General features: G+C 53.7%; 24 protein-coding genes. 20 read left to right on the top strand and 4 right to left on the bottom strand.

What is annotated here, in order from left to right:
• The first annotated feature begins 41 nt into the window (after window positions 1–41).
• The 4 genes from M2298_RS20260 to M2298_RS20245 all read left to right on the top strand — a co-directional run bounded on the left by M2298_RS20260 (window position 42) and on the right by M2298_RS20245 (window position 3,576).
• Entirely contained in the window at window positions 42–545 is a 504-nt protein-coding gene (locus tag M2298_RS20260; protein WP_122964865.1) for an Lrp/AsnC family transcriptional regulator, read from the top strand.
• Window positions 546–649: 104 nt separating this feature from the next.
• The gene (locus tag M2298_RS20255; RefSeq protein WP_173596960.1) at window positions 650–1,444 is read left to right on the top strand and encodes an HAD family hydrolase; all 795 of its coding nucleotides are present in this window, start codon (window positions 650–652) and stop codon (window positions 1,442–1,444) included.
• A 174-nt stretch (window positions 1,445–1,618) separates the two neighbouring features.
• Complete coding sequence (gene hcp / locus M2298_RS20250; protein WP_173596961.1) at window positions 1,619–2,911, top strand: hydroxylamine reductase; 1,293 nt, start codon at window positions 1,619–1,621, stop codon at window positions 2,909–2,911.
• Window positions 2,912–3,066: 155 nt separating this feature from the next.
• On the top strand, window positions 3,067–3,576 hold the full coding sequence (locus M2298_RS20245) for a hemerythrin domain-containing protein (protein WP_173596962.1): 510 nt from the start codon (window positions 3,067–3,069) through the stop codon (window positions 3,574–3,576).
• Between the two features lie 20 nt (window positions 3,577–3,596).
• Here the strand turns inward: M2298_RS20245 and M2298_RS20240 are convergent, their stop codons facing one another.
• Window positions 3,597–3,851 (bottom strand): hypothetical protein, encoded by a 255-nt coding sequence (locus tag M2298_RS20240; RefSeq protein WP_122964868.1) that lies wholly within the window; start codon window positions 3,849–3,851, stop codon window positions 3,597–3,599.
• Between the two features lie 245 nt (window positions 3,852–4,096).
• Here M2298_RS20240 and M2298_RS20235 point away from each other — a divergent pair, with 245 nt between their 5' ends.
• Window positions 4,097–5,626, top strand: a complete 1,530-nt coding sequence (locus M2298_RS20235; RefSeq protein ID WP_122964869.1) for a nitrate/nitrite transporter — start codon at window positions 4,097–4,099, stop codon at window positions 5,624–5,626.
• 99 nt (window positions 5,627–5,725) lie between these two features.
• Here the strand turns inward: M2298_RS20235 and M2298_RS20230 are convergent, their stop codons facing one another.
• Complete coding sequence (locus M2298_RS20230) at window positions 5,726–6,430, bottom strand: Crp/Fnr family transcriptional regulator (RefSeq protein ID WP_122964870.1); 705 nt, start codon at window positions 6,428–6,430, stop codon at window positions 5,726–5,728.
• Window positions 6,431–6,631: 201 nt separating this feature from the next.
• Here M2298_RS20230 and M2298_RS20225 point away from each other — a divergent pair, with 201 nt between their 5' ends.
• From M2298_RS20225 to M2298_RS20180, 10 genes are all read left to right on the top strand, one after another.
• Window positions 6,632–7,672: a hypothetical protein gene (locus M2298_RS20225; protein WP_173599843.1), complete on the top strand. Its 1,041-nt coding sequence runs from the start codon at window positions 6,632–6,634 to the stop codon at window positions 7,670–7,672.
• Complete coding sequence (locus M2298_RS20220) at window positions 7,659–9,833, top strand: molybdopterin oxidoreductase family protein (protein WP_280649022.1); 2,175 nt, start codon at window positions 7,659–7,661, stop codon at window positions 9,831–9,833. The genes M2298_RS20225 and M2298_RS20220 overlap by 14 nt, the downstream gene beginning before the upstream one ends.
• Window positions 9,826–10,395 carry a 4Fe-4S dicluster domain-containing protein gene (locus M2298_RS20215; RefSeq protein WP_122964873.1) on the top strand — a complete coding sequence of 190 codons (570 nt, stop codon included), beginning with the start codon at window positions 9,826–9,828 and terminating at the stop codon, window positions 10,393–10,395. Before M2298_RS20220 ends, M2298_RS20215 begins: the two co-directional genes overlap by 8 nt.
• Before the next feature lie 18 nt (window positions 10,396–10,413).
• Window positions 10,414–10,938: a Rieske (2Fe-2S) protein gene (locus M2298_RS20210; RefSeq protein WP_122964874.1), complete on the top strand. Its 525-nt coding sequence runs from the start codon at window positions 10,414–10,416 to the stop codon at window positions 10,936–10,938.
• Window positions 10,928–11,119 (top strand): hypothetical protein, encoded by a 192-nt coding sequence (locus M2298_RS20205; protein WP_122964875.1) that lies wholly within the window; start codon window positions 10,928–10,930, stop codon window positions 11,117–11,119. Before M2298_RS20210 ends, M2298_RS20205 begins: the two co-directional genes overlap by 11 nt.
• Complete coding sequence (locus tag M2298_RS20200) at window positions 11,112–11,411, top strand: hypothetical protein (protein ID WP_280649021.1); 300 nt, start codon at window positions 11,112–11,114, stop codon at window positions 11,409–11,411. The genes M2298_RS20205 and M2298_RS20200 overlap by 8 nt, the downstream gene beginning before the upstream one ends.
• Window positions 11,412–11,536: 125 nt before the next feature.
• Window positions 11,537–12,043, top strand: coding sequence for a hemerythrin domain-containing protein (locus M2298_RS20195; RefSeq protein ID WP_280649020.1), 507 nt, complete (start codon window positions 11,537–11,539; stop codon window positions 12,041–12,043).
• 5 nt (window positions 12,044–12,048) lie between these two features.
• Window positions 12,049–12,810: a YwiC-like family protein gene (locus tag M2298_RS20190; RefSeq protein WP_122964878.1), complete on the top strand. Its 762-nt coding sequence runs from the start codon at window positions 12,049–12,051 to the stop codon at window positions 12,808–12,810.
• A 153-nt stretch (window positions 12,811–12,963) separates the two neighbouring features.
• Window positions 12,964–14,445 (top strand): type I restriction-modification system subunit M, encoded by a 1,482-nt coding sequence (locus M2298_RS20185; RefSeq protein ID WP_280649019.1) that lies wholly within the window; start codon window positions 12,964–12,966, stop codon window positions 14,443–14,445.
• A complete protein-coding gene (locus M2298_RS20180; RefSeq protein WP_280649018.1) occupies window positions 14,435–15,700 on the top strand; it encodes a restriction endonuclease subunit S in 1,266 nt (421 codons plus the stop codon). Before M2298_RS20185 ends, M2298_RS20180 begins: the two co-directional genes overlap by 11 nt.
• Window positions 15,701–15,722: 22 nt before the next feature.
• Here M2298_RS20180 and M2298_RS20175 read toward each other — a convergent pair whose 3' ends face one another.
• The gene (locus M2298_RS20175) at window positions 15,723–17,198 is read right to left on the bottom strand and encodes a flavin monoamine oxidase family protein (protein WP_280649017.1); all 1,476 of its coding nucleotides are present in this window, start codon (window positions 17,196–17,198) and stop codon (window positions 15,723–15,725) included.
• Window positions 17,199–17,336: 138 nt separating this feature from the next.
• On the opposite strand from M2298_RS20175, the gene M2298_RS20170 reads away from it, so the two are divergent.
• The 5 genes from M2298_RS20170 (at window position 17,337) to M2298_RS20150 (ending at window position 22,866) form a co-directional block, all read left to right on the top strand.
• On the top strand, window positions 17,337–17,924 hold the full coding sequence (locus M2298_RS20170) for a putative glycolipid-binding domain-containing protein (protein ID WP_280649016.1): 588 nt from the start codon (window positions 17,337–17,339) through the stop codon (window positions 17,922–17,924).
• 19 nt (window positions 17,925–17,943) lie between these two features.
• A complete protein-coding gene (locus tag M2298_RS20165) occupies window positions 17,944–18,339 on the top strand; it encodes a hypothetical protein (RefSeq protein WP_280649015.1) in 396 nt (131 codons plus the stop codon).
• A 38-nt stretch (window positions 18,340–18,377) separates the two neighbouring features.
• On the top strand, window positions 18,378–18,803 hold the full coding sequence (locus M2298_RS20160) for an HD domain-containing protein (RefSeq protein WP_280649014.1): 426 nt from the start codon (window positions 18,378–18,380) through the stop codon (window positions 18,801–18,803).
• Window positions 18,804–19,296: 493 nt separating this feature from the next.
• A complete protein-coding gene (locus M2298_RS20155) occupies window positions 19,297–21,483 on the top strand; it encodes an endonuclease MutS2 (RefSeq protein WP_280649013.1) in 2,187 nt (728 codons plus the stop codon).
• Between the two features lie 462 nt (window positions 21,484–21,945).
• The gene (locus tag M2298_RS20150; RefSeq protein ID WP_280649012.1) at window positions 21,946–22,866 is read left to right on the top strand and encodes a phosphotransferase; all 921 of its coding nucleotides are present in this window, start codon (window positions 21,946–21,948) and stop codon (window positions 22,864–22,866) included.
• 35 nt (window positions 22,867–22,901) lie between these two features.
• Here M2298_RS20150 and M2298_RS20145 read toward each other — a convergent pair whose 3' ends face one another.
• A complete protein-coding gene (locus tag M2298_RS20145) occupies window positions 22,902–24,323 on the bottom strand; it encodes a sigma-54 interaction domain-containing protein (protein WP_280649011.1) in 1,422 nt (473 codons plus the stop codon).
• Window positions 24,324–24,750 lie beyond the last annotated feature (427 nt).

The raw sequence follows: 24,750 nt of genomic DNA, 5'->3' as shown, positions 1-24,750 counted from the left end.
CTTTGGCGTTTTTGGAAGAATGAAAAGAGGGGGGGAACCGCATGGAAGCATTTGTAAGCAAGGTGCTGGATCAGGTCGACATTCACATCCTGGATGTGCTGCAAAAAGATGCGACGATCAGCAATGCCGAACTGGCGCGGAGAGTGAGTTTGTCGCCTCCCGCGACGCATACCCGGGTGAAGCGTCTGGAAGCGGAAGGCTATATCAATCGGCAAGTGGCGATTTTGGATCAGGAGAAGCTCGGCTTCGACCTTTTGTGCTTCGTGTTTATCAGCACGAACATTCACCAGGAAAAGGAGCTGGAGACGCTGGAGAGCGCCCTGCGTTCCATGCCGGAGGTGCTGGAATGCCACTGTTTAACCGGGGAGTACGATTACTTGCTCAAGGTCGCCATCAAGGATCGCAAAGGGTTGGACAGCTTCATCCGCAAGCTGAACCGACTGGGCATTTCCCGGTTGCAGACGAACCTGTCGCTGCGAGAGATCAAATCTTCGACCGTCTTGCCGATTGCGGCGGAGGAACAGGAACAGCCTGACAGCTTGTAGGAAGCTTCGGCTGATTTTTCGCAGAAGTCTGTTGATAAAACAGCCGATTTCCGTAATCATAGAGGGAGAGACAGATGACGAGCAGGAGAAGGGGACCGAGAGAAATGGCAATCAAAGCGGTTTTATTTGATCTGGACGATACGTTACTGTGGGATGAGCGCAGTGTAAAAGAGGCGTTTCAGGCGACTTGCGGGGAAGCTGCCAAGCATTACGAGCTGGACGGGGAACGTCTGGAAGCGGCCGTGCGCCAGGAAGCACGGGCGATGTACGAAGCGTTCGAAGCATTTCCTTTTACGAAAATGATTGGCATTAACCCGTTCGAAGGGCTGTGGGCGCAATTTGCAGAAGGCAAGCAGCAGGAATTTCGCCAGCTGCAATCGTTCGTTCCGACGTATCGGAAGGAAGCCTGGACGCGCGGCCTGCGTGCGCTTGGCATAGAAGACGAGGAGCTTGGACACAAGCTGGGAGAACTGTTCGTCGCTGAGCGGAGAAGCCGCCCGATCGTCTATGAAGAAACGTTCGAAGTGCTGGACCAGTTGAAAGCGAAGTACAAGCTGTTGCTGCTCACAAACGGTTCGCCTGACTTGCAAAAGGAAAAGCTGGCTGGCGTGCCAAACCTCGCCGCTTATTTCGACCATATCGTCATCTCCGGCGATTTCGGACGAGGCAAGCCCGCGGCGGAAATTTTTGAACATGCGATGAGTCTGCTGGGCATTACAGCGGAAGAGGGCGTCATGATCGGCGACAAGCTGACGACGGATATTCAAGGCTCGAATGCAGTCGGCATGCGCAACATGTGGATCAATCGGCACGGCGCGACTTTGGCGGGAGATATCGCCCCTGTGCACGAAATCGTGAGCTTGCGCGAGATTCAGACGATTCTCGATACAGTGGAGTAACACGGTTCCATTCACGTGGAAAAGACAAGCCCGCCAAGCGATTTGGCGGGTTTTTTGCCGTGAAGAAGCTGATTTTTTCAAAGCGTCCGAAAGTGTGATGTTTATCACCACGCCCAAGTCGCAGCCGCCGTATGATCAAGAGGAAGATCAGCCAACACAGAGGAGGAAATAAAGATGTTTTGTTATCAATGTGAGCAAACACCGACGGGCGGCTGCAAGGTAATCGGCGTATGTGGCAAAAACGAGGAATTGGCGAGCATCCAGGACACGATCATTTTTGCCCTGAAAGGGATCGCCGCCTATGCGACACATGCGAGACAATTGGGGTACATCGATCCGGAAGTGGATGGGATCACGCAGGAAGCTTTATATTTCACGCTGACAAACGTTAACTTTAACTTAGAGGAACACTTGCAAATGGCAATGAAAGTCGGGGGCGCAGCCATCAAAGTGATGGAATTGCTGGACAAGGCGCACACAGATCGCTTTGGCATTCCAGAGCCGATTACCGTCTCCCAGAACAAAATCGAGGGACACTGCATCGTTGTGACCGGGCACAATCTGTTTGCGTTGCGGGAACTGTTGGAGCAGACCGCAGGCAAAGGCATCAATATATACACCCACTCGGAGATGCTGCCAGCGCACGGTTATCCCGAACTGAAGAAGTACCCGCATCTGAAAGGCAATATCGGCAAAGCGTGGTTTGACCAACGGAGATTGTTTGAAGAGTTTCCGGGGGCGATCCTGGCGACGACCAACTGTGTGATGCCGATCAAAGGCACTTATGCGGACCGCTTCTTCTCCTACGATATTACGGGGCTTGAGGGCGTGACCAAAATTGAACACGACGATTTTACGCCACTCATCGAACGGGCGCTTGCCTTGCCAAAAGCCCATATCGAATCGGAGCAGACGCTGACGACCGGATTTCATCACGAGACGGTATTGGGAATCGCGCCGGAGATTATCGATGCTGTCAAGGCTGGGCAGATCAAACGCTTTTTCGTCATCGCCGGATGTGATGCGCCAGGCAAAGGCGGCGACTACTATCGGGAATTGGCTACTTCCTTGCCGCCAGAAACCGTCATCCTGACGACTTCCTGTGGCAAGTTCCGCTTCAACGATGTGGATTACGGCGTCGTTCCGGGCACCAATATTCCGCGCTACATCGACCTGGGGCAGTGCAACAATTCCGGTTCTACAGTCAAGATCGCGACAGCGCTGGCGGAAGCGTTTGGCTGCGGGGTCAATGAATTGCCTGTGAGCATCGTCCTCTCCTGGTTTGAGCAAAAGGCCGTCGCAATTTTGCTCGGATTGTTCAGCCTGGGCATTCAAGATATCCGAATTGGTCCCAAGCTGCCGGAGTTTATCCAGCCAGGCGTTCTCACCGTGCTTCAAGATTTGTTCCGGATCAAATTGATTGGCGATGCGCAAGAAGACATGAAAGAAATGCTTGGCGTGCACTAATGGCAGGAAAAGATGGCTGTCCCTTGTGGGGCGGTCATTTTTCTTTGTTTGCCGAAAAAAGGGGGGGGCACAAGGGGGAAGGTGTGACGTACTTAACAGCGTCTCTCCCTCTTTTCCATTACAGTAGATTTGTGAAAAGAAAAGGGAGGGGAAGCATGATGCCGTTTGGATGTTCCATGGGAATGACTCCGGAAGAAAACGCTCTTTGTGCCGCTTTAACCCAACTGAAAACAGAACACGGTCCGCTCGTGGAAAAAATGGTGGAACTTCAGCGACTTGCCACACAGTTTGTGGCTGCCGACGCGATTCGCAAAGAAGAATTGCTAACGGAACTGCAAACGAACGCAAACGCCTTTATTGCCGAGCTTGAGCCTCACTCCGCGAAGGAAGAGGACGTATTGTTTACGATGATGGCCAAGTATGTCGGGAGGGAGGCGGGGCCTATTGCCGTGATGGAATACGAGCACGAACAGGCGAAACGCTTTCTGAACCGCTTTTTGGAGGATGGCTTCCCTGACTATTTGCAAAGCGCTGTCGAGGTTTTGCTCCAGCATTTTCAAAAAGAAGAGCAAGTGCTGTTTCCCATGGCCCAACAGCTGCTGAATGAAGAGGAAAAGCAGGAGCTTCTGGAAAAAATCGCGCCGCAACACCCAGAGCGCTTGTGAGCACAGCGAAGGCAAGCCCTCTAGTCAACCAGGCTGTGCTCGATGAATTGCTCTTCAAGCGCTTTCAGATCGTGCGCCCAAAACTTGATGACTTCCAGGGCAATCTGGTGTTGAAGCTCCGCCTTGCTTGTCAGCTGGAGAACCACCTTTTTCCGATAGTCGGAATGGATGCTGTAAAACGTACAGTCTGCCTGCTGTCCCTGGATCGATAGCTGCTTGTAATAGGGGAAGCCGCATAGAAAAAAGACATCTTGTATATCGGCAATTGTCATCATCTCATGTCACCTCGAACTCAGTCGTGCCCCAAGCATAGGTCAAGACGAGCTGGATTGACTGTGCGTACGATCACACGGTTCCAAACGATTTTGTGAATGAGCGCGATTGTGATTTTCCTCACAACGAAGCGTCGAGGATGAGGATAAGGTAAAAAGGGGGATGAGCATTGGGAGTTCGGCCTGACACAGAAACATCCTCGTCTGGCGGACTCCGTTTTTTTCCTAACGAAAAGGAGTGGTGATAGATGGTTCGCAAAATTCAGCTACCCTTGCAAACATTCAGCCTCGTTGCTGGATTCATGGTCTGGGTCATCTTGTCTTCTTTGATGCCGTTTATGAAAGAGGAATTGCAATTGTCAGCAGGACAAATCGCCTGGATTACGGCGATACCTGTCTTGCTAGGCTCCTTGTTGCGTATTCCGATTGGCTATTATACGAATCGCTTCGGGGCGAGACTGCTGTTTACCGTCAGCTTTCTTCTGCTGCTCGTGCCTGTGTACTACATAAGTGAAGCACGTTCGGCGGCGGATTTGATGATCGGAGGGTTTTTTCTGGGGATTGGCGGCGCGATCTTCTCGGTAGGCGTGACTTCCTTGCCCAAATATTATCCGAAGGAAAAGCACGGCTTCGTCAACGGCATTTACGGAGTAGGCAATGCCGGGACCGCGCTCTCCACGTTTTTCGCGCCCATCGTGGCGAAGCAGATTGGCTGGTCAGGCACTGTGAAGCTTTATCTGGGGTTGCTCGTGCTGTTTGCACTCCTTAACTTCGTCTGGGGCGACCGTAAAGAAACGCGGGTTAAAACTCCCGTGATGGAGCAGATCAAAGGGGTTTACCGAAATGAAAAGCTGTGGTTTCTCAGCCTGTTTTACTTTATTACGTTTGGCTCGTTCGTCGCTTTTACCGTCTATTTGCCAAACTTTCTCGTCAGCAGCTTCGGGTTGGATAAAATAGACGCGGGCATGCGGACAGCGGGATTCATTGCGCTGGCTACCATCGCCCGGCCGCTGGGAGGCTGGCTCGGAGATCGCTTCAATGCTTTGAAGGTGTTAATGGTGGTCTTTGCCGGACTGAGCTTGTTCGGGGTCGTTCTGTCGTTCTCGCCGTCGTTGCAGCTGTATTCGATCGGATGCCTGGCGATTGCTGTCTGCGCGGGAATCGGGAACGGGACGATTTTCAAAATGGTTCCGTACTACTTTTCCAAGCAAGCCGGGATCGTCAACGGGATCGTTTCCGCGATGGGCGGGCTTGGCGGATTTTTCCCGCCATTGATTCTCTCGCTATTATTTAGCCTTACAGGTCACTACGCTATCGGGTTCATGGCCTTGTCCGAGGTAGCGTTAGCCAGTCTGATCCTCGTCTTCTGGATGTACTATCAGGAAAAAATGCAGTTGGCCAAAACGATCGTCGACAACACGGGAGAAGCCATCGTCATCACCGATACGAAAGGGATCATCCGCGATGTAAATCCCGCTTTTTCTGCGGTGACGGGCTACGAGCGTCACGAAGTGGTCGGCAAAAATCCGAAGCTGTTAAAATCCGGGATGCAGGAACCGGGCTTCTACCAGCAGATGTGGCAGCAGATTGCCGCCACAGGCTTTTGGCAGGGCGAAATCTGGAACAGGCGCAAGAGCGGCGAGGTTTATCGCCAATGGCTGACGATCAGCTCGATCCGGGATGAAGCGGGAGACGTCCAGTATTACGCAGGCATGTTTACCGAGTTGACACCACAACAGCTTCAACCAGGCAATCCGGCAGTTTCTGCGACCAGCTAGAAAAAAAGGCAGCCATGTTCGCGTGGCTGTCTTTTTTATACAAAAAAACGCTGCACGCGCTCTCCTGCTTGGAGGAGACAAACGGTGCAGCGTTCGTTGTTACATTTGGCAAATTTCCGGCGGGCAATCGTCACAACAGATTGCTTCTTTCAAATACTCCACATCTTTGATCAACAGGTATCCGTGCGGCATGATCTCGATGACATCCAGCTTTTTCAAATCGGCGAGCATCCGGTTGACGCTTTCGCGGGTGAGGCCGATGAATTGGGCAAGATCGCGATTGGTGAGAGAAAGCTTGATGAGAATGCCGTCCTCTCGTTCTTCTCCGTACGTATTGCTCATGCGGATCAGCGTGGAGTAAAAGGCTCCGATTTTGCCGTTCAACAGCAAGTCGCGGAACTTGGATTGGATTCTCCGGTTCATGATGGCCATCCAGCGCAAAAAGTCGACGCAAAACTCACCGTTTTCCAAGAGCAGCTTCTCCAGTGCGCTCCGCTGGATGACGTTGACCTCGCCCGGCTCGTGCATGGTCGCTGTAGACGTATAAGTAACGCCTGACTCAAAAAGCCCGACCATTCCGACCAGCTCGCCTGGCCCAAATACTTGCAAGGTCAATTCCTTGCCGTCGGCTGTTGCTTTGGTCAGCTTGATTTGTCCTGATTCCAGCAAGTACAACTTATCTGCAACTTCCCCATCGATAAACAGGACGGACTCTGTAGGGGACATTTTTTTCTTCGTGCCGATTTGTGCCAATTGATGAACAAAAGCAGGAGAAACCTGCTCAATAAACGTGAGACTTTTCATGAATCGTTGCACCTCTGCTTTCCTTGCCGCTCTGCTCTCGCATAACCTGCTGCCCCATTATAGCACGGAGATTTTGACAAAGGCGTGTCATCTTCTGGGCGATCGCATGCAGGTGTGAGGTATGTCACTTTGGAGCGCCAGCGGCCTTGTTACAATAAAGCCAACGATCGACAAAGCTTTGTACCAGAGGAGGTTGTTCGCATGGAGCGGGCATTTGCGTCCAAAGTGGCCAGAAGGGCTTTCTATACAGTCTGTGTGTTGTTTTTGGCTTCGTACCTAGGTTCTCGTTTTTTTACCCACATGGATTTTGCCTTGTACGGTTACATGGTGGGAACAGTCGTGTTCATCGGCGGGTTTCTTTATCGGTTCTCGGCTTGGGCTGACCGACCGCCAACGAACATTATCCTGAAAAAAGGGTTGCGGCTGTTGCTGCGCAAAAGCACACCGCAAACGGCAGTGGATCATCTGGCGACCTACCGCTTTATCTGGAATCGCGGCTGGTATCGCTGGACCCAGCACATCCTGCTTGGCTGGGGCTGCATTCTCTCGGCACTGGTGACATTTCCGCTCGTCTTCGGCTGGATGTACTTCACCATGGGGGATAACGGCACCTACACCGTCGTCGGGATGGGCATTGATCTTTTGCAAGTCAAAGCGGATGGCTGGATTGCCTTTTTGTTCTACAACGCGCTTAACATTACGGCGTTCATGGTGATCGCAGGAGTGTGCATGGCGCTGTACCGCCGCTTGAAAAACTGGCAGGCCCGTGCGGAGCAAAGTTTTCTGTACGATTTCTTGCCGCTCTATCTGCTTCTGTTCATCAGCATCACCGGCTTGCTTTTGACGGTGAGCAACCTGTTTCTCCACGGCTTCGGCCATCCGGTGATGAGCATGATCCATCAGTTTTCCGTCATCGTCACCTTGATTTATTTGCCCTTTGGCAAGCTGGCGCACATTCCGTTCCGGCCGATGAGCGTCTTCGCCCGCAATTATCGCGAGCATTATGCCGAGCAGGAAATGAAGCATTGCAAGGTGTGCGGAGAGCGGTTTGTGTCCGCCGAGCAGTCTGGTGACGTGATCGACGTCTTGCAGGAAAACCAGATTCGCTTCGAAACGGCAGAAGGCTTCCATCTTGCGGAGTTGTGCCTGCCTTGTCGCAGAAAATATCGCATCTTCCGTTTTACCGGCATTCCTACCCATCACCGATCGGAGAAAGAGGCGAACCAGCATGCAAAAGGATAAATTTTTCAAGGAGATCCAAAACAAGCTCCATCCGGGAGAAAAGCTGGTCAGCACGCATTGCAGCTATTGCGGCATGCAGTGCGGGATGAACCTGCGTGTCGATACGAGAACGAATACGATTATCGGGGTAGAGCCGCGTTACGACTTCCCCGTCAATTTAGGCAAAATGTGCCCAAAAGGGGTTACCGCTTATCAGCAGGTCAACCATCCTGACAGGATCAAAAGGCCGCTCATCCGCCGCAATCCGGCATGGAAAGGAACGGCGGAAGGCTTCGAAGAGGTGTCCTGGGACGAAGCGCTCACTTTCATTGCAAGCCGATTCACGGAATTGCAGGAAGCATATGGCAAAGATACGCTGTCAGTCTACTCCGGAGTTTCGATGACGAACGAAAAATGTTACTTGACAGGCAAATTCGCCCGCGTGGGGCTGCAAACGCGATATATCGATTACAACGGGCGGTTTTGCATGTCGTCAGCAGCTGCCGGGTTTAACCGCAGCTTTGGCATCGACCGTGGCTCAACCGTCCCGTGGACAGATATTCACCAAACCGATTGTTTGCTGATTGCCGGTTCCAATGCGGCGGAATGCCATCCGACCAGCATGTTTCGGATTTGGGAAGTGCAAAATCGCGGCGGCTACTTGATTGTAGTGGACCCGCGTGAGACACCGCTTGCCCGCCGCGCTGACGTCCACCTCGATTTGCGGCCAGGGACAGACCTCGCATTGGCGAACGGACTGCTGCACCTTTTGATCGAAAATGGCGCCATCGACGAGGAATTTATTCACAATCACACCAATGGCTTTGCCGAAACAAAAGCGTTGGTCGAAATGTATACACCTGAGGTCGTCAGCGAGATTACAGGCATTGCGCAGGAAAAAATCATTCGCGCAGCCGAGATTTACGGCAAGGCACCTGAGGCCATCGTGATGTTTTGTCGGGGTGTCGAACAGCAATCCAAAGGAACGGATAACGTATCGGCCTATACAAATTTGGCGCTTGCGACGGGCAAGATCGGCCGTCCGAAATCAGGCGTGGCGACCTTTACTGGACAGGGCAACGGCCAGGGAGGGCGGGAACACGGTCAAAAGGCAGATCAGCTGCCTGGCTATCGGAAAATGGATAATCCGCAGCACGTGCAGGAAGTGGCTTGCGCCTGGGGGATTCCCGTGGCGGAGATGCCGCAAAAAGGCGTATCTGCCTACGAAATGTTTGAACTGATGCACAACAAGACGATTCGCGGGATGTACTTGCTCTGTTCCAACCCGGCGGTCAGTGCCCCCAATCTGAACTATGTCCGGGAAGCTCTGAAAAGTCTCGATTTTATGGTCTGTTCGGACTTTTACCTGTCGGAATCGGCTGAGTATGCGGATGTCGTGCTGCCGACGACGAGCTGGGCGGAGGACGATGGCACCACGACGAATCTGGAAGGGCGCGTCATCCGCCATCGCCAGGCCCAAAGCTGGTATGCCGAGTCCAGGCCGGATTGGTGGATACAGATTGAAATTGCCAAGCGGATGGGCCGCGGTCAATACTTCGAGCATCTGAGCGGGCCGCGTGAAATTTTCGATGAGCTGCGCCGCGTTTCCCAAGGCGGCACCGCTGACTACTACGGAATTACTTACGAGAAAATCGAAGAGCGGCAAGGCGTGTTCTGGCCGTGCAGGGATGAACAAGACCCGGGACAGCCGCATTTGTTTCTCGACAAAACGTTTTACCATCCGGACGGCAAGGCGAAAATTTGTGCGCTGCCTTATCGTCCGCCAGCCGAAGAACCGGATGAAGAGTATCCGCTGCGCCTGACGACAGGCCGCGTCGTCTATCACTACCTGTCAGGGAATCAGACAAGGCGAATCCCGTTTTTGCGTGACATGTACCCGGACCCGCTGTTGGAAGTGCATCCTGATACCGCGCAAAAATACGGAATCGCCCACGGCGAAAAGGTTTTGCTGAAAACAAGACGGGGCGAAGCGGTATACCAGGTAAAAGTCATCGCGGCGATCCGGCCGGATACAGTGTTTGTCCCGTACCACTGGGGCAAGCATGAATCGATCAATTTGCTCACGAACCCTGCCCTTGATCCGTACAGCAAAATGCCGGAATTTAAGGCGTGCGCAGCCGAGATCGTCAAGCTCGAAGAGGAGGAACGGCAGCATGGCTAAACAACTGCTCTACATCGAAATGGACAACTGCATCGGCTGTCGCAGTTGCCTGGCTGCCTGCACGCAATGCGGCGGACACGACAGCCGAAATCGCAACTACGTCATGGATGTCGATCCGATGCAAACGCGTCAGACGATCCCGCTGATGTGCCTGCACTGTGTCAATCCCGCTTGTGCGCGAAGCTGTCCGGCGCAAGCGATCCAAATCGCCGACACTGGTGCAGTGCTCTCGGCGCTCGTAGAGAAGTGCATTGGCTGTCAAAACTGCACGATTGCTTGCCCGTACGGGATTCCCAAGTTTGATCAGGAGCAAAACCTGATGTACAAATGCGATCTGTGCTACGACCGGACCAAAGATGGAATCCCGCCGATGTGCGCTTCGGTTTGTCCGACCAATACGCTCCAGTGGCTAACGGAGAGCGAGCTTGCCGAGAAACAATCCGCGCACCGGCTCGCAGGCGGCAAATGGATCGCCAGTCAAAGCCTGGAGCCGCTGGAGAGCGAGACGAACGTAAAAATCAGTCTGCCCGGTATTTTGCAAGGGGTGCAGAAGCTTTTCTAGTCGAAGGAGGTCTGCAGCATGAACGAAGAGAAACAACCACGATCCGATCGGAATGATACGTATACCCACAACATCGTCAAGTCGAACGAGCGGAGTCTCGATCGGCGGGGCTTTATGAAAACGCTGGTCGGTGCTGCCGGATTGTTCGCCGTCTCCACTCTCCCGTGGGGAGCGATGGCGGCCCAGAAGCTGCTGCATGGGGAAGCAGGCGAGCAGCCGAGGCAAAAAATTGCGGAAGTGGCTGCATTGCGAGCAGGGGATGCCAAGGAATTTGCCTATCCGGGAACGCATGACAGCGCCCTTCTCGTCTGTGTTCGGGAAGGCGAGTACAAAGCTTATCAAAACGCTTGCACCCATCTGAAATGCCCGGTGTTCTGGAGCAAGGAAAATCATGAGCTGCTCTGCCCGTGCCATCATGGCAAATTTGATGTCGAGACAGGAAATCCGCTGGCGGGCCCGCCGCGCCGACCGCTTCCGGAAATCGAGCTGGCGGTTGAACATGGCGTGATATACGCGATTGGGGTGAAGCCGTATGAAGCGTAGCTATCGCGGGGTACTGCTGCTTTGTCTCGTGCTGTTTGCCAACCTGATCTGCACCCAATATACCGTCAACCTGTTTTACTTTGCGCGATATGAAGAAGTGATTGGGCTTTCCGTCGTCAATCTGCTGCTGTTTCCGCTGGCAGTATTTCTTTATCGAAAAGAGGGGCGCAGCCATGAATAAGCTGATGCTCGACCAGCAGCTGTCACAGCTGACAAACGCTCGCATGCGAATCGGCATTACAGACTTGGCGGAAGATGCAGAGCTTCAACCAGCCCCGATCATCGAGAGACATTTGGCGAAATGGGAGTTTACAGAAGAAGGTGAGCATGTTCGCCTGTATTTTAACCCTTGCCAGTTTCTCGCTGTTCCGGTTCAAGAAGAAGTTGGATTCGCGCTGGAAAAGGACGCGATCGTGCTCACCGCACTTGATCGCAGGGGAAAACTCAAGTACACGATCGCTTTTGCCAAATGAAGTCAACCGTTGCATGATAGGTTGGCTTTTTTTTCCTAGCGTCTTATACTCCAATTGTAAGGGTGTTCACAGCTTGTAAGGCACTTAAAAGAGGTCTTTGAGAAAGCGGCGGGGGAGGGACCCGTATGAACGGTCAACAAACGGATGGAGAAGAGCGGCTTGGTCATTTGTTTTCTTCGGAGCACGCAAGCTTGGAGCAATCGATGGAAAAGCTGAAACAGCTCGTCTATCAAAGCCGAATCATGAGCGCGCAAACGGTGGAAGAGTTTCGGCTGACAATCGCACAGCTGGTGGACAGCTTGCAGGAGCATCACAGACGGGAAGAGGAGCTATTGTTTGTCGCCTTGACGGAGTCGCTGGGGTACACGGCGCAGCCTGTCCAGATGATGATGGAGGAGCACCGCCAGCTTGTCAGCCAGCTGAGCAAATTGCGCGAAGAAACCGTATGTTGCCAATGTGTCGGGCGCGAAACGACGAGACTGCGCGAAGTCACGACGACGCTGTACCGACTTTTGCACGATCATTTTCATAAAGAAGAAAAGCTGCTGTTTCCGATGGCAGAGCATGTGCTGGATCAAGCGAAAAAAGCGGCGATCATGGAAGCCGTGAAAGAAACAGGAAGAGGGGTGTAACAAAGGTGGCGAACGGAAAAAGAGGCGGGGCTTCCCTGGTAATGCCCCGCGAACACGGTGTCTGGGCCATGTTTGTCGTGCCGTACTTGTTCGGCGTATTTCTGGTGGAAAACAATGTTTTGCATTTGCTGGCCGGACCGGGCTTGCTCTGCGGCTTTATCGCGGTCAACGCGGCACTGGTCTTGATGCGGCAGCCAAAGCTCGCGCGTCAAGTGTTGCGCACCTTGCTCGTATTCGGAGGAGTGGCCGCCATATGTTTGGCCTATCCGCTGCTGCATAACGCGCTGGCCTTTTGGCCGCTCGTCGTGATGGGAATCTGCGCCGCGGGCAGCATCTGGTTTATCCGCAGCAAGCAGGAGCGGCATTTTCTCAACGATTTGCTCGGAATCGTCGGATTGACGATGCTGCTGCCTGTCTCCGCTGCGCTTGGCGGAGGCGCTCCCATGCAGGAACTGCTCACAGCGATGGCGTTGAACGTGGCGTATTTCACAGGGAGCGTCTTTTTCGTGAAAGCCGTGTTCCGCGAAAAGAACAACCGGATGTTTCAAAGCGTCGGCATCGTCTATCATCTGCTTTTGCTCGCACTGCCCTTGGTGTTGCCAGTTCCTGCGCTTTTCAGCCTGATTTTTGTTCCAGGCATCGTCAAAATGGCGATCGCGGCGAAAAAAGTCAAACTGCCTGTCAAAACAGTCGGGATCATGGAAATCGTCAACGTTCTCTGGTTTTTGGCCGGGGGTTACGTAGTGCTCGGTACGAAGCTCTTCTGAGATCCTGTTTTCAAAATGTGTTCGCTAGTAAACATGGGGAAAATCGGCTAAAGTGAAAATCGAGCAACAGAACTCATCCCTTTTATGCTCATGCGAGGACAGGGAACCACTATGAATGAATAGTGGTTCTTTATGGTAAATCGGGAGGTCAGCATGTCCAAACTAACGCTATCGCAACTGGAGTCTCACCTGTGGGAGTCAGCCAATATTTTGCGCGGAAGCATCGACTCCGCTGACTATAAAAACTATATTTTCGGACTGCTTTTTCTGAAGCGCCTGAACGATGTGTTTGAGGAAAGCCAGGTGCATATTGCGCCAACAACAGGCGAGGAGGCGCGGCAGGCAGAGCATGACGCTCACCAGTTTGTCGTTCCGGCAAGCTCTCGCTGGGAGCGAATCCAGAGCGTGACGGAAGGAATCGGCGAGGCAATCAACGAAGCGCTGGCGGCATTGGAACAGGAAAACGCCACGCTTTCCGGGGTGCTGGCGACGATCGATTACAACGATTCCGAACGTTTGCCCGACCGGCTGTTGCAGCAGCTGATCAAGCACTTTTCTGCGATTTCTTTAGGAAACGCCAGTCTGACCGAGCCGGATATGCTGGGACGGGCGTACGAATATTTGATCAGACAGTTTGCAGACGATGCGGGAAAAAAGGGCGGGGAGTTCTACACGCCGAGCAAAGTGGTAGAGTTGATCGTCAAGCTGATCAAACCGGAGGAAGGCATGCGCGTGTGTGACCCGACGGCAGGGTCTGGCGGGATGCTGATTCAAACGGCCGACTACATCCGGGCAAAAGGCGGCAATCCGCGCCGTATCGCGCTGCATGGACAAGAGCGCAATCTGAAGACGTGGGCGATTGGCAAGATGAATTTGCTCTTGCATGGCCTGTGCGACCACCGGATTGAAAAAGGCGATACGATTCGCGAACCGAAGCTGCTTGCAGACGGAGAGCTGATTTTATACGACCGGGTGATCGCCAACCCGCCGTTTAGCCTGAGCAACTGGGGGCAGGAAGAAGCGAAGGCAGATAAACTGTCCCGCTTTCGCTTCGGGATTCCGCCCAAAGACAAAGGCGATCTCGCCTTCGTCCAGCACATGGTCGCAACGCTCAACCCAAACGGCAAGGCAGGCGTCGTCGTGCCAAACGGGGTGTTGTTTCGCAGCGGTGCAGAAGCGGCCATCCGCAAAGGACTTTTGGCAGAAGACCTGGTGGAAGCGGTGATCGCCCTTCCGCCGAATTTGTTTTACGGCACGGGAATCCCGGCTTGCATTTTGCTGTTGAACAAAAACAAAGAAGCGGCGAAAAGGCAGCATGTCTTTTTCCTGAATGCCACCGGAGGCTACCACGAAGGAAAAAACCAAAACTTTTTGCGCGATTCCGACGTGGAGAGCATCGTGTCTGCCTACGAACGCGGGGTGGACATCGAAAAGTATTGCAGGCTGGTCCACGACAGCGAAATTCAGGCAAATGACTATAATTTGAATTTGGCACGCTACATCGATTCGTCCGAGCAGGAGGCGCAGATTGATGTGGGGGCAGCGCTTGTCAAGCTGCGCAGGCTGGAGGAAGAACGCAGCGAGATCGAGGGCAGAATGCTCGGCTTTTTAAAGGAGTTGGGATATGATGCCTGAGTGGAAAAAAGGGCCGCTCGGCTGGGCTGTGCATGTCCAGGGCGGTTATCCTTTCCCCTCCGCTGCGTTCGTGGACGAAGGGATTCCCGTCGTGCGGATGAGCAACATGAAGAACGGCCGCCTGGACTTGACACAGGCCAAATGTATGGACGAAACCGCTCTGGCTGGGCACTCGGCGTATTTGCTGAAACCGGGTGATCTGCTGCTCGGCATGTCAGGCAGTATCGAAAACTTTGCCGAGGTCAAAGCGACCGACCTCCCCGCGCTATTGAACCAGCGGGTAGGCAGGTTGCAAATAAAAGACAGCTCGTTGCTGCACAGCGAATATTTGAAATACGTGGTGACCTCCAAGTGGTTTCGCGATCAAGTGTGGACGATGGCGGCTGGCGTGGCCCAGCTCAATATCAGCACGAAGCAGCTTGAATCCATTCCGGTTTGGTATCCGCCGTTGGCTGAACAGCAAAAAATCGCCTCCATTCTCGCCGCAGTAGATGGGGTGATCGAGAAGACAGAAGCGATGATCGAACAAGTCGAGGTCGTGAAAAGAGGGCTGATGCAGCAGCTGTTTACGCGTGGAATCGGTCACACTTCTTTCCGGCAAACCGAGTTGGGAACGATCCCGGCGGACTGGTCGCTGGTCAAGCTCCAGGAGATTGCCAGAGTCAAGGGCGGGAAAAGAGTGCCCAAAGGCTACAGCCTGCTGGAAGAGCAGACTCCGTATCCGTACATCCGCGTGTCCGATTTTCGCGATTATACCGTGAGCCAAAAACAGCTCAAATACGTGAGCGAAGAAATTTACGGCAAAATCAAGCGCTACACGATCTCCAAGCAAGATATGTACTTGTCGATCGCGGGCATTTACCTCGGAGTGGCGGGCCGTGTTCCCGACTGTCTGGACGGCGCTCTTTTGACAGAAAATGCGGCCAAGATCACCCCGACCTCCGACCGGATCGACCTTGATTTTTTGATGTTTGCCCTTGGCTCGGAGCTTTGCCAGAAACAGATTGCCGCGTTAAAAGGCGTGACGGGAGTGCCCAAGCTCGGTTTGAAACGGGTGGAGACGCTCCTGATTCCTTTGCCGAGCCTCACCGAGCAGCACAAAATCGTGGCCGGGATCAAAAGCGTGCTCGCAAAACTTGCGATGGAAAAGGCCAAACAAACACAGCTCATCGCGATCAAAAAAGAGCTGATGCAAAAGCTTTTGACGGGCAGTGTGCGAGTGCAGGTGGATGAACGGCAGAAGGAAATGGTCTGATCGAGCTTTCCGTCTCAGACATTTAGAAATCGCCGATGCGCGAGTGATGTCCCTGCACAGCCGCGCGCACTCCCGACTCGATCGCGCCTTGAATCCAGCCGTGATAAGCGGGCGAAGTATGCTCTCCGGCGAAAATGACTGGTCCTTCCATCGAGGTCAAGGCTGCCGACAGCTCCGTCTCCTGAAACGGCTTGAACAGGGCGAAGCCGCCACCCGCGTAAGGTTGCAGCAGCCAATGATGGGTAACTCCGGTCACAAACGTCTTGTAGACTTGCTCGCCGAACAGGACCGCAAGCTGGCGCAGCGCTTGCCAAATTTTTTCGTCATGGGACAGGCAAAGCCAGGGGAGCGCATCGTCTTCCCACGTGTAGCTCGCCAGAACGACTCCGCCAGACTGGTCAAATCCATGGCTTGGAAAGTAGGAAAAGCGCAAAGGCAGGTCTGAGATCGCTTGCCCGCCGTACAGACCAGCTTCTTCCCAAAAGCGGCGGGAAAATTGCAAGGCGATCTTCGTCGACGAGACGTAGTGCAACTGGTGGATGGCTTTCCATTTGCCAAAAGAAAACAGGTTCGACGGCTCGACGTCGATAAATTGCAGGACCGGAAACGGAATCGTAATAATCGCGATGTCGCCTGTCAGCTCAAACGGCGTTCGTGTGGCGGTGTCCACCCCGGAAAAGGCGATTTGCTGCTCTTTTTGGCTGATTCGGTCCACTTTGTGATGGAAGCGGATACGTTCGTTCAGGGAGGGGGCAAACGATTGGGGAAGCAAGTCGAATCCACCCGTGATCTCATAGAAGCGGGTGGGCGTATCGAACAGGATGAAATCGCGGAAAATCTCCAGAAAAGACAGCTCCGGGAATCCTTCGAAGCCGCTCATCACTTTGATTTTGTCGACGGCAGCGGCTGAGAGCGACGTGCTGATCGGATTGTGGCGCAAAAAGTATTCCATCGAGTAGCGGTCGTATTCCTTGATGACGATGGGCCAATGCTTGGCGGGATGTTTTTTGATGAAATCGATAAGCGGCCGGATGGCCATGAGGGCAAGGGCATCGGCTGACTTGCCTTTTTCGTGCGGAGCGACGGGAAAGTGCAACAGATCAGGATTTTGCTCGTACAGACGGCGGCGTGTTTTGATCCCGTTTACGTAAATGAGGTCGTTCGGTGTACTGTTGATGAACTCGTTGAGTGGCAGGCCGAATTTGGAGATATACGCCATCGTCAACAAGTGAGTGTTCGGAATGCGCATCGCTCCTGCTTCCACGTAGTGCCCGTCTGTAAAAGGGGCGCGCAGCGTAAGCACTCTCCCTCCCACTCGTTCCGAGGCTTCCACGATCGTGACATGATGCCCGGCTTGTTTCAGCAGCGAGCCGGCTACCAGACCGGCGATGCCAGCGCCTGCGATCAAAACCTTTTTCGGTTGTGTTGTCCGAGGCAGGCCATCGCGAATGATCGATAGCATCTGCGCTTCGCTCAAGGGTGATGAAGTCTTTTCCATGCTGCTTCTCCTTTTTCTGCTTGTGAAAATAGCGTATTCTGCGCTGGGCGCAATTGTGTTTGCTAGATTCCAATTCCATCCAATGCGTGGTAAACTGGGGATGGAAAGAAATGAGAACGTGTGATCGGGGGTATAGGCATGCTGCCTGCTAATGTGATTTGGAAGCCGCATAGCGGATTGGGCTTCGAGCATCTGGAAATTAGCGAGAGCAATGAGCGGTTGATTTTTGACAGCCTTGTAATGGGGATGAACGAACAGGGCGAATGGGTGAGAACCCACTATGTCACTGAACTGGATAGCAAGTGGGCGACGAGAAAAGTAACGATTCGTCACCTGGGAAAAACAGACGGACTGTGCCTTTTGTCAGATGGGCAGGGGGAGTGGACAAATGCGGAAGGTGAGCCAATCCCCGAACTGGCGGGCTGTGTGGATATTGACATTTCCTGCACGCCGTTTACGAATACGCTGCCGATCAGAAGGCTGTCATTTGCCCCGCATGTGCCGCAGGAGATTGACGTCGTGTACTTTTCGGCTTACGAGTTGACCTGGCGGCGAGCGAGGCAGCAATATACGCTGCTTTCGGCTGATGCGGGTTCGTCTGTCTTTGAGTATCGGGCGGGTTCATTTGTGGAAAACATCACGGTCGATGAGCAGGGGCTTGTGCTGGCGTATCCGGACTTGTTTGTGCGCGAAAATCTGGCAGTGGCGGAAGCAGGCAAGGCATAGGAAGGGGGAATGTTTCGTCATGGCAGACCGTTTTATAGCCGCTGTGATGACCAGCTTCCTGTTTACGCTCGGCGCCGCACTCGTCTTTTTTCACGATCGCTTCATGATGTTGCCTACAGCCATGATTACCTTTCCGCTGGTTTTTGCGTGTGGCATCCCTGCTTCCCTCGTGATCGATCGGTTGATGCGATTGCTGCGTCTGAACAGGAGTGCCGGAGCGGTTTTCGTGGAGCTGGCTCTTTACGGTGCAGCCGGAATAGGCGTGACCGTCTTGTTGTTCTGGAAGGTCGGCGGGGTATTTTTTAGCGCAGGTTCGCCTATGTATTACATGGGCGTGGCAGCTTCTGTACTGTATGGATTGTGTCTGTTTGCCCTCAGAAGAAAAAGGCGGTCTGAGGTGGAGCGCTGCTCATAGAAGGACAAGGGCTTATTAGTGTCAAGGAGGCGAGGACGATGGGAACGCTGGAAAAAGCAATTGCACTTGCGGCTCAAGCGCATGCGGGCCAAACCGACAAAGGCAATCACCCGTACATCCTGCATCCGTTGCGGGTCATGCTGAAAATGCCGACGGACGAGACGCGAATCGCGGCGGTTTTGCACGACGTTTTGGAAGACACGGCGATCACGGAGGAAGATTTGCGGGCAGCAGGTTTTTCCCAAGCGATTGTTTCAGCCATGATTGCCCTGACCAGACGCGAAGGCGAAAGCTATCCAGACTTTATCAGGCGGGCCAGCGAAGACCCGATTGCCCGAGTGGTGAAGCTGGGCGACATCGAGGACAATCTCGACTTGTCGCGGATTGCAGTGCCTACCGAGCAAGACCGGGAAAGGCAGAAGCGCTACGAGGAAGCCGCGAAGCTTTTGCGGCTGCGCTCCTAGTGCGAAGCGCAACAGCCAGTCAAGAGCGATGGGTCGCTGTCATTCTTGACGGCTGCCGGAACGGTGCGCTATAGTGAAACTAACCTTATCAAGGGAGAGATGTTGATGTCGGCGGTAGTTCTTAACTAGATCAATTCCATATCGAAGGCAAGGAGTAATCCCACCAAAATTTTGCGCTGTTTGCAAAGTTTATTTGCGTTGGCCCATTTCCTGCCTTGGAATTAGTTAAGAACAACGGATATCATCACTGCTCCAGGTTTTCAACCTATCATTGCGCCCAAATCCGTGCTGTGTTCAGCGCGGTTTTTTTATTCCCTTTTTGGATCGTTTGCCTGCTTTTTGATCAAGCGGCTGACGGTCTTGTTAGGGTACGGTTTGCGTGCGCATCGGTAGGGATGGACCCAAAAAGAGGGCGGAGAATGACGTTTGTTCATTCTCCGCCCTTTTTTTCGTTGAGGGGCATACACGATAAAAGCAAAAGGAGCGATTTACTTTGAACGAAAAAGCATTGCAACGACTGGAATACGACAAAATCAAAGCAACATTGATGGAGTACGCCGTATCGTACGCCGGGAGGCAGCACGTCGAACAGCTGCAGCCGCTCGATTCAGCCAAAGTGCTGCGCAAAAAACTGGACGAAACCGCCGAGGCCAAAGCGCTGTTGCAGCAAGGGGCGAGCGTTCCTGTTCCTTCGCTGGAAGGAATGGAGATGATTTTGTCCCTGCTGGGAACGGGGTATGTGTTCACGGAACAAGACTTTTCTCATCTGCATCAGTTTCTCGTGAGCTGCGCCCAGCTTTCCAAGTACATGGCGAGCAAAGCGGAAGCGGCGCCGCGTGTCAGCTCTTACGCGACGACGATGTACACGCTGAGTCGGTTGAAGACGGAAATCGAGCAGTGCATCCGGCACGGTCAGGTGGTGGATACGGCGAGCAAAGATTTGCTGAAAACACGCAAGCGAATCGTCGTCTTTGAAGAGCGGCTCAAACGGCAGCTCGATACACTGATGAACAAATACCGCTCGATTTTGCAAGAAAACATGATCAGCATGCGCAACGGAAGATACGTGCTGCCGATTAAAAAAGAGCATCGCCGACAAGTGGCGGGCAGTGTGCTGGACGAATCGGCGAGCGGGCAAACGGTCTATATGGAGCCTGCGGAGATCGGAGCGGTGCAGTTCGAGCTGTCCGCGCTGAAAGCAGAAGAGGCGCGGGAAGTGACGAAAGTGCTGATGCAGTTGTCGGCAGTGGCCGAAGAGTTTTCGCATGAGCTGCATGTGAACGTGGACACAGTCGGGATGTACGACTTTTTGTTCGCCAAAGCGAAGTACGCCTTGGCGTTGGGCGCAGTGAATGTGGAGTTGAATGAACAGGGACGGATTGACGTCAAGGAAGCGCGTCACCCGTTAATGGGGCGGCAGATGGTTCCGCTCGATGTTCAGATTGGCAAAAGCTTTCAAACGCTGGTCATTACCGGGCCGAATACGGGTGGAAAAACGTTGACGCTCAAAACGGTCGGCCTTTTGACCGCGATGGTGCAATCGGGCTTGCTGGTGCCTGTGAAGGAAGGCAGCCAGTTTGCCATTTTCCGCAACATCGCCGTCGATATTGGCGACGGGCAGAGCATCGAGCATGCGTTGAGTACGTTTTCCGCGCACATTCGCAACGTCATCGAAATTTTGCAGGTCACCGATCATTCGACTCTCGTGCTGATTGACGAGATGGCTTCCGGCACCGATCCGGGGGAAGGGGTGGCTTTGTCGATTGCCATTTTGGAGGAGCTACACAAGCGGGGCGCAACGGTGATCGCGACGACTCATTTTAACGAGATCAAAAATTTTGCAAGTGCGACCGCAGGCTTCCAAAATGCGCGCATGGAGTTTGACGAAGAGACGTTGCAGCCGCTCTATCGCTTGCGGATTGGCGAGGCGGGCCACAGCTATGCCTTTTTAATCGCGATGAAGCTGGGGATTCCGCGAGCCATGATCGAGCGTTCGCGGGAGATTAACCAGCATGGTTTTGCCCGGACGCAAGCGGGGATGGCTTCCGAGGTGGGGCAAGCAGGAGGGGAGGATTTTGTTCATCGGGTCGAGGAGAAGGAAGAGGAGAGGGAGGCAGGGCGAGGGCAAGGCTTCTTGGGGGGAGCTTTGGTGGAGCAGATGGGTTCTGCCGAACAGGTGGTTGCGGTAGAATCGGAGTTGTTGGGTAGCTCAGAGTGGCTGGGTAACGCGGAACGGTCAGGTGGTGGAGAACGACTGGATAGCGGAGAACGGCATGGTGACGGAGAACGGTCAAGTAGCGAAAAAAGGTCTGATAGCTCAGCTCGATCAGCCAGCACAGAACTAGCAAAGCAAGAGTCACAGGCAGACTCCCCCACCCCCGCGCTCAGCGGCAGAAAGCGTTTTGCCATCGGAGATTGCGTCTTCGTGTCTTCGTTAGGCCGGACGGGTATCGTGTGCACGGTGGAGGATGGCAAAGGGAACGTGGGCGTGCTGATTCAAAATCAGAAATTCAAAATCAACCAAAAGCGTCTCACCTTGCACATTGAGGGCAAGGAGCTGTACCCGGACGATTACGACATGGACATCGTGTTTGAAACAAAAGAAAACCGTAAAAAACGCAAACTGATGGCGCGCAAGCATGTGGACGGACTTTCTATCGAAACGAAGCGGGAAGAATAAGCGCTCAAAGCGATAGGGATAGCTTTAAAAGGTTGTTTGAAAAAACTGGGAGAGAGACTGAATCGGAGGTCAAGACGGAAAGGCGTAGCCCCCGAAGGTTGTTTGAAAGAATCGGGAGAAAAGAGCGGTCAAGGCGAAAGGTGTAGCCCCCGATGATGGTTTGAAAGAACCGGGAGGAGTAGGCGGGTCAGAACGACAGTCACACTCTCCCGTAGATCGTCCATAAAACCAGGCTGAACCAAAGACAAGGTGGAGCAAAAACGCGCGCGCCGTTCCATCGCTCCACCTGCCTTCAGCCGGAGAGAAGCCCGCTGGCGATCTACAGGAAAAACAACTCAAATGCCGCTCGCATCTGACGTATAATGGAAAAGCTTTGGCGCGTGGCTATTAGCAGCAAGCGAGACTATTTTGCCTGCGGGATGCCATGTTGCCAGTTCATTCAACCAAAAAAGAGGTGAGAAAATGACACAGGCAAATCCGTGGAAAGCGGAGTGGGACGTCACGCAGGAGCTGGCGCAAGCATTGATCTACAGCCAGTTTCCCGCGCTTTCGTCCATGCGGGTAGAGCGGCTGGGAGACGGATGGGACAATACGGTCTATCTGGTTGGAGCAAAATACGTCTTTCGCTTCCCGCGCAGAAAACTCGCCGTGGAGCTGATCGGACGAGAAGGCCGCCTTTTGCCCAAGCTTGCTCCGTACGTAACACTCCCGTATGCAAAGCCGCTTTTTTACGGGGAAGGGACGCCCGAGTATCCCGTGCCGTTTTTGGGGTACGTGTATGTGCAGGGAGAGTTCCCTGTAGGGCTGACAGACGAGCAGCGGGCGTCATCCGGGCCGCTCCTGGCGCGATTTTTAAAGCGGCTGCATGCCTTTCCCGTAGCAATTGCCAAAGAGAACGGCGTGCTTGCTGATCACCGGGCCTTGCTGGATGTTGCGGCTCGAAAAGCAAAAATGGTCCAGCTGCTGGCTGATCCGCACTTGCCTTTCGAGGAAAGCGACCGATCGCTCCTTATGGATTACTTGCACGACCTGAATGCGGAACGTCTGCAGCCGAGGGAAGTGTTCATGCATGGCGATCTGCACTTCAAAAATATGCTGGTGACTCCAAACGGGCAGATCGCAGGAATCATTGATTGGGGAGACATGTGCATCGGACATCCCGGCTGTGATCTGAACATCGCCTACAGCTTTTTGCCGCCAGAGGCGCGGGATGATTTTTTCCGTGAATACGGCGAAGTGGACGAGGAAACGAAGCTGTTGGCTCGTCTGATGGCTGTGTACATTCCGATGTTGATTTACAGGCAGGCAAAAGACACGGGCGATACACGGGTGGCACAAGAGGCGAGGGACATAATCAAGCGCGCCCTGGCCGAATCTTGCTAAGGCTTGCGGGCGCGCCATGTATGGAAAAGACGTTTTCAGGCTCGGCTATCGCCCAGCTGTCCGATCCCCAGCTCGCCCATTTTTCGATACAGGGTGCTGCGGGCGATGCCGAGCTTTTTCGCTGCGGCGCTCATGGAAGGAGCATCCTGAATCGCCTGGAGAATGGTTTGCTTCTCCAACGTCCGCAGCAACGGAGACGGATCGTCTGCCTGCGGTGCTTGCTCAGTGCTGGTCGTCCAAGCCCACTCTGGCGGCAGGTGTTGGACGGAAATCCTTGCTTCGGAAAAGGCGTGCAAAAAGGCGCGTTCCATCACATTTCGCAACTCGCGGATATTGCCCGGCCAGGAGTGCTGATGCAGGGCGAGCAGGGCCGTTTCGCAAAGGGCGTTTGGCCCGCCTTTGTATTGTTCATGCAGTTGCCCGAGAAACTCCTTTGCCAAAGCGGCGATGTCTTCCTTTCGCTCGCGCAGCGACGGGATGCGAATCGGCAGGACGTTTAACCGATAGAACAGGTCAGCGCGGAACAACCCGTTTCGCACATCCTCCTCCAAAAGTCGATTGGTCGCGGCGATGATCCGCACATCCAGCTCTTTTTCCGTATGGGAGCCAAGCCGCGTGACTTTTTTCTCCTCCAGCACGCGCAACAGCAGCACCTGATGTTCAAGCGTCATTTCTCCGATTTCATCGAGAAACAAGGTGCCGTGGTTTGCCGCTTCGAATTTTCCGATTTGCCCGCCCTTTTTTGCCCCCGTAAAGGCACCATCTGCATAGCCGAACAGCTCGCTCGCCAGCAAATCTTTGGGGAGCGAAGCGATATTGACCGCGATGAACGGCCCGTCTTTGCGTGGGCTGGAATCGTGGATCGCTTTGGCTAACACTTCTTTGCCGCAACCTGTTTCGCCCAATAACAGCGTATGGGAAAGCGAAGCCGCGGCAATCCGCGCTGTTTGCAACTGCTTGCGGTATAGCGGACTGTTCGTGGCGATCGCCGGGAAAACATGCGGTTCTGTGCGGGCAGGCAAGGGAGCGGTTCGCGTGCGCAACAAATAAAGCCGCGTCCCGGCAGCATCCTCCAAGGACTGTTCTTCGATGCTCCAGTCTTTTTCCAAGGAAGTCCACCATTGTTCTTCCAACGTCATTCCGGTGTGAAGACCGCATTGCTCACGAGCCGTGCGGGAGGCGAACACGACCGTGCGGGCTGCATCCAGCGCAAGGATCGGCTCGCGACTTTTTTCTCCCCATAAAAAGAGCAAGCGGCGCCAATCGGGCTGCGGATGGATGGACAAGCTTGAGGCAGTGTCAGTGTGCTGCGCGACATGCAAGCTAGTAGCTGACTCGGACAGATTGCTTGCTTGAGAAGGTGTGTTGGGACGAGAGGCAGGGCAAAAGCTTGAACCTGGTGTGAACAAGAACGGCAGCGGTGTTTTGGAGCAGGCAGGGTTGTGCCATTCTTCCATTCGCTGTAAGCGGTGTATAGGGCAAAGGCTGTCTGGCATGGCGGAGGAAGAGCAGGCAGGAGCCGTGCATGACAAAAGAATCGTTTGCACATGTGAATGGTGGTGCAATCTGTGCTGGTAAAAGGAATCAGGAGGGTGATAGAGTGCGTGAGAGACAGCGCGATGATGCGAACGCCCGATGACGGATGAAGCTCCGATTAACGAGAGTAGCACGCCGGCTTCAGTAATGGTACTCGCATCCCTTCTTGGTAAAATGGTTGATTGTGGCTGTCCGATTGTGGGACAAGTGTACGAAAAGAAAACAAGCATGGGCAGTCGCAAGCTGACCTGTTTTGCGACAGGCTCTCCACTTAGTATACAGGAAAATATAGGCAAAAGAATCGCGGATGGTTAATTTTTTAGAATTTTCCGTCATTGGCATGCATGT

It is taken from the genome of Brevibacillus sp. 1238 (assembly GCF_029892995.1).
Lineage (GTDB): Bacteria > Bacillota > Bacilli > Brevibacillales > Brevibacillaceae > Brevibacillus > Brevibacillus parabrevis.
Note: the sequence above shows the minus strand (reverse complement) of the source record. Positions and strands in the feature narration are given on the sequence as shown.